This is a genomic window from Kitasatospora sp. MY 5-36 (assembly GCF_001182915.1).
GTDB lineage: Bacteria > Actinomycetota > Actinomycetes > Streptomycetales > Streptomycetaceae > Kitasatospora.
Map to the genome: position 1 here is coordinate 1 of NZ_LFVW01000743.1, position 5,062 is coordinate 5,062.

Here is a 5,062-nt window from a genome sequence, read left to right on the forward strand (position 1 = left end):
CCCTGCGGCGTGCCGGTCAGCCCTCGGTGCCGGCGGTGTAGACGCCGAACGCGGCGCCCTGGGGGTCGCGCAGCACGGCGATCCGCCGGCCGCCCGGCATGCCGGTGGCGGGCGTCAGCACGTCCCCGCCGAGCGCCACCGCCCGGCCGACGGTGCCGTCCACGTCGGCGGCCGCGAAGTACGGCAGCCAGTGCGGCGGCGCCTCGGGCGGGAAGCGGTCGTCCATCGTCAGCATGCCGCCGAAGTCCCGTCCGTCCAGGCCCCACTGGGGGTAGTGCTCGGACGGGGCGACGGACCAGCCGAAGACCTCCGGGTAGAAGGCGAGCGCGCCGGACGGGTCGCGGGTGAGCAGTTCCACCCAGCCGAGCGCGCCGGGCTCGTTGAACACCCCGGCGCCCCGGAAGGCGCGGGCCTGCCAGAGGATGAACACCGCGCCGGACGGGTCGGCGGCCACCGAGAACCGGCCGAAGTCGAAGACGTCGCCGGGGTCCTTCCGGATCAGGCCGCCGCACTCCTTGATCCTCGCGGCGGTGGCGTCGGCGTCGGCGACCGCGATGCAGACCGTCCAGGCGATCGGCTGCTGCGGGGCGTAGCGCGGGGTGATGGCGGCGGCCGGGACGCCCCGGACCAGCATCTGGGTGTAGTCGCCCTCCCCGGGGCGGGCCGTGTCGTCCGCCTGCCAGCCGAAGAGCTCGGTGTAGAAGGCCCGGGCGGCGGCCGGATCGGAGGTGCCCAACTCGGTCCAGCAGGGGGCGTTGGTGGTCACGGAGGTCTGCTTCATGGCGTCTGTCCTCGCAGCTTGCTCGGGAACTCCCGGGTTTTCGGCGCCTCGGCCCCCGCACCTCCAGGCCCAGCATGCGGGGCGGGGCGGAGCTTGGCGGGCGGGGTGGGCCGAACGGGCGGCGAGGCGGGCGGGCGAACACATGACAGATGACAGCTGACAGATTTCGAAATCTGTCATCTGTTATCTGTTAGCTGTTATCCGTTAGCTGTCGGCTGTTATCCGTTAGCTGTCGGCTGTCAGCCTTCGCCCGTCAGCCGCGCACGGCCCTCGCCACCGGGATCCACAGCTCCGCCTCGGCATCGGCCGTGCCCGGGACCGGGCTGACCCGCAGGATCTCCGGACCCGGCCGGGCCTCGTACGGGTTGGACGGGAACCACTGGCCGGCCACGTCCGCCCACATCTCCTGCAGGGCCTGCGGGAACGGCCCGGTGTTGGTGAACACCGCCCAGGTGCCGGCCGGGACGTCGAGCACGTCCAGGTCCGCCGGGACGGCGACCCCCTCGCGCGCCACCACCGCGTGCCAGTAGTCGAGTTCGGACCCCTCCTCGCGGTTCGGCGAGAAGTCGTCGCTCACCGACAGGATCCCGGCCGGGTCGTCCCCGGACAGCTCCGCGATCCGTTCGACCGTCTCCTTGCCGAGTCCCTTGATGAACTCGGCGATCCCCGGGTTGATCCCCAGGTAGATCAGGGTGACCCGGGCCTTCCTGCCGACGATCCGGAAGTCCGGCTTCTCGACGATCCGGTATTCCATACTGCTGCTTCCCTCCACGATGAGTCGGAAGGACATCCGGGGCTGGGAGACGAGCACCGCGCCGTCGCGCCGGGCCTCGCCCGGCCCGACTCCGTGCATGGCCCGGAACGCCCGGGCGAACGCCTCCCCCGAGGAGTACCCGTACCGGACCGCGATGTCGAGCAACGTCCGCTCGCCGCCCAGGACTTCGGCCCCGGCGACGGTGAGCCGCCGACGCCGGACGTACTCCGACAGCGGCATCCCGGCGAGCATCGAGAACAGCCGCCGGAAGTGGTACTCCGACGTCATCGCGATCCGCGCCAGCGCGGCCACGTCGACCTCGCGGTCCAGGTCGTCTTCGATCCGGTCCATCGCCCGGTTCAGGTGCTCCAGCACGCCAACCCCGTCCTTCCCTTACTGACCTTCACCGTAGGAAGGACCCACCCTGCCGCACCCGACAATCGGTGCCCGCTCCGGTCGGGTGCCGGGCTCCGATCGCCGGGTGCCTGGTGCCTGGCGCCTGGCGCCTGGTGCCTGGTGCCTGACCGATCGCCGGGCGACGGCCGTCAGCGGCTCAGATCAGGCCCTGGGCCAGCATCGCGTCCGCGACCAGCTCGAAGCCGGCGATGTTCGCGCCGACCACGTAGTTGCCCGGGTGGCCGTAGCGCTCGGCGGTGGTGAAGCAGGAGTCGTGGACGTGCTTCATGATCCCGGCCAGCCGCTCCTCGGTGTGCTCGAAGGTCCAGGAGTCGCGCGAGGCGTTCTGCTGCATCTCCAGGGCGCTGGTCGCGACGCCGCCCGCGTTCGCCGCCTTGCCCGGACCGAAGGCCACCCCGGCCTCCTGGAACACCCGCACCGCCTCCGGGGTGGTGGGCATGTTCGCGCCCTCGGCGACGGCCAGCACCCCGTTGCGCACCAGCGCCAGCGCGTCGGCCTCGACCAGCTCGTTCTGGGTGGCGCAAGGCAGCGCGACGTCACAGGGCACGCCCCACACGCCCGGGCCCTCGACGAACCGGACGTGGCCGCCGCGCAGTCGGGCGTAGTCGGAGACCCGGCCGCGCCGGACCTCCTTGACCTCCTTGAGCAGGTCGAGGTCGATGCCCTTCTCGTCCACCACGTAGCCGGAGGAGTCGGAGCAGGTGAGCACGGTCGCGCCGAGCTGCTGCGCCTTCTCGATGGCGTAGACGGCGACGTTGCCGGACCCGGAGACGACCACCCGGCGCCCGTCCAGGCTCTCGCCGCGACTGTGCAGCATCTCGGAGGTGAACATGACGCAGCCGTAGCCGGTGGCCTCGGTACGGACCTGCGCGCCGCCCCAGCCGAGGCCCTTCCCGGTGAGCACACCGCTCTCGTACCGGTTGGTGATCCGCTTGTACTGGCCGAAGAGGTAGCCGATCTCCCGGCCGCCGACGCCGATGTCCCCGGCCGGCACGTCCGTGTACTCGCCGAGGTGGCGGTACAGCTCGGTCATGAAGGACTGACAGAACCGCATGATCTCGGCGTCCGAACGGCCCTTGGGGTCGAAGTCGGAGCCGCCCTTGCCGCCGCCGATGGGCAGGCCGGTGAGCGCGTTCTTGAAGATCTGCTCGAAACCGAGGAACTTGACGATCCCGAGGTTCACCGAGGGGTGGAAGCGCAGCCCGCCCTTGTACGGGCCGAGGGCGCTGCTGAACTCCACCCGGAAGCCGCGGTTGACGTGGATGTCACCGGAGTCGTCCGTCCACGGCACCCGGAACATGAGCTGCCGCTCGGGCTCGCAGATCCGCTCGATGATCCGGGCGTCGAGGAGTTCGGGGCGGTGGGCGAGCACCGGCGCCAGGGTCTCCAGCACCTCGTGGACGGCCTGGTGGAACTCGTCCTCGCCCCGGTTGCGGCGGACCACGTCCGCGTAGAGCGCCTCTATCGCGCGCTGCTCGGCTTCGAAGGAGCCGGGGGCGGAGGTGTGGGGGGTGGCAGGGGTCGTCGACATCTTCAGGACCCTTCCGTGGTCGTCGATGGGCGTGCGCAGTGTCCCGACGGGCCTGAGGGACGTGCCCAGGAAACGGCGCCAGTCTCGCAGTGTCCACACCGCGGGTCCCGCACCATCCACATGCTGGAAGCCCTGGTGGGAACAGCCGGGGCTGATGGGGTGTTGTGCGCCCCGGTGGTCGAGCCGGGCCCCGGCGGCCGCTAGTTGTTCAAATTGGAACTACCTAGTACGGTCGACCTCCGACGCACCACGACCCGTCCGGGTCCGACCGCGTCCGCCCCGGTCCGCGCCGAACCGGCCCGGCCCACCCCCGATCCACGGAGGCCCACCCATGCCGCAGCCCGGCGCCGCCACGGTGCGCTCGCGTGTGCGCATCCCGCTGACCTTCCCCGACGGCTACCGCGCCGACGCGGAGGTCTCCACCTTCCACGGCCTCACCGACGGCGCCGAGCACCTGGCGCTCGCGCTCGGCACGGTCCCCGAAGGCGGCACGCCCCTGGTGCGACTGCACTCCGAGTGCCTGACCGGCGACGTCTTCGGCTCGGACCGCTGCGACTGCGGGCCGCAGCTGCGCGAGTCGGTGGAGCGGATCAGCGAGGCCGGCGGGTACCTGCTCTACCTGCGGCAGGAGGGCCGCGGCATCGGGCTCTACAACAAGCTGGACGCCTACGCCCTCCAGGACTCCGGCCTGGACACGTACGACGCCAACACCGCGCTCGGCCTGCCCGAGGACGGCCGCGACTACACCGCGGCCGCCCAGATGCTCGCCGCGCTCGACGCCACGGGCATCGACCTGCTGAGCAACAACCCGGACAAGGCGGCGCAGCTGGCCGACCTGGGGATCGTCGTGCGGCACCGGGTGCCGACGGGGGTGCACCTGTCGGCCAGCAACGTCCGCTACCTGCGGGCGAAGGTGGAGCGGACGGGGCACTCGATCGAGCTGTCCCGGCTGGTCGGCTGAGCTGCCGCACGGGCGGCTGGTGACAGATGACAGCTGACAGATTTCAAAATCTGTCAGCTGTCATCTGTTATCTGTTCGCTGTCATCTGTTCGCTGTCATCTGTTCGCGGTGATCTGTCAGCTGTCAGCCGTTCGCTGTCACCCGCGCCCCGCGCGCCCCCGAACCGTCCGCAGCACCCCGTACGCCGCCAGCGGCAGCGCCACCAGCAGCGCGGCCCAGAAGGCCCCGTGCCCCCACAGCCCGGCGATCGCCCGGAACAGCCCCTCGAACACCGGGATCCGCAGCGCCTCGACCGGGCCCAGCGGCCCTGGCCAGGCGCCCAGGAACAGCGTGGCCGGGACCCAGAGCACGAACAGCCCCTTGGCGGTGGCCGGCGTCCCGAGGGTGCTGACCAGCGACACCACCGCCAGCAGCAGGACGAACCCGGCCTGGTAGTCCGCACCGCCCTGCCCCGTCCCCCAGGAGTCGGGCGTCGGGTGCGCCCCGGTGGCCGCCAGCCGGACCTCGACCGCCGCCCACAGCAGCAGCACCAGCACCGCCGTCGTCCCGAGCGCGAACCGCACCCGGTCGCGCGCACCGGCGCCGCCCGTCCGCCACCGCCCGGACGGCGCGCTCCCC

At 71.8% G+C, this 5,062-nt stretch carries 5 protein-coding genes; 1 reads left to right on the forward strand and 4 read right to left on the reverse strand.

Annotated elements, in window-relative coordinates; genetic code table 11:
- Nucleotides 1-16 precede the first annotated feature (16 nt).
- The 3 genes from AE652_RS34990 to gdhA all read right to left on the reverse strand — a co-directional run bounded on the left by AE652_RS34990 (nt 17) and on the right by gdhA (nt 3,483).
- Nucleotides 17-781, reverse strand: coding sequence for a VOC family protein (locus tag AE652_RS34990; protein ID WP_049659020.1), 765 nt, complete (start codon nt 779-781; stop codon nt 17-19).
- Between the two features lie 253 nt (nt 782-1,034).
- Nucleotides 1,035-1,910, reverse strand: a complete 876-nt coding sequence (locus AE652_RS34995) for an AraC family transcriptional regulator (protein ID WP_049659021.1) — start codon at nt 1,908-1,910, stop codon at nt 1,035-1,037.
- A gap of 178 nt (nt 1,911-2,088) precedes the next feature.
- Complete coding sequence (gene gdhA, locus AE652_RS35000; protein ID WP_049659022.1) at nt 2,089-3,483, reverse strand: NADP-specific glutamate dehydrogenase; 1,395 nt, start codon at nt 3,481-3,483, stop codon at nt 2,089-2,091.
- A 331-nt stretch (nt 3,484-3,814) separates the two neighbouring features.
- Here gdhA and ribA point away from each other — a divergent pair, with 331 nt between their 5' ends.
- The gene (gene ribA, locus AE652_RS35005; protein WP_049659023.1) at nt 3,815-4,444 is read left to right on the forward strand and encodes a GTP cyclohydrolase II; all 630 of its coding nucleotides are present in this window, start codon (nt 3,815-3,817) and stop codon (nt 4,442-4,444) included.
- A gap of 137 nt (nt 4,445-4,581) precedes the next feature.
- Here ribA and AE652_RS35010 read toward each other — a convergent pair.
- On the reverse strand, nt 4,582-5,062 hold a 481-nt coding region (locus tag AE652_RS35010; RefSeq protein WP_199823189.1), incomplete at its 5' end, for a hypothetical protein.

Coding starts and splice junctions, on each gene's coding strand:
- AE652_RS34990 (WP_049659020.1), bottom strand. CDS start 781: ATGAAGCAGACCTCCGTGACCACCAACGCCCCCTGCTGGACCGAGTTG.
- gdhA (WP_049659022.1), bottom strand. CDS start 3,483: ATGTCGACGACCCCTGCCACCCCCCACACCTCCGCCCCCGGCTCCTTC.
- ribA (WP_049659023.1), top strand. CDS start 3,815: ATGCCGCAGCCCGGCGCCGCCACGGTGCGCTCGCGTGTGCGCATCCCG.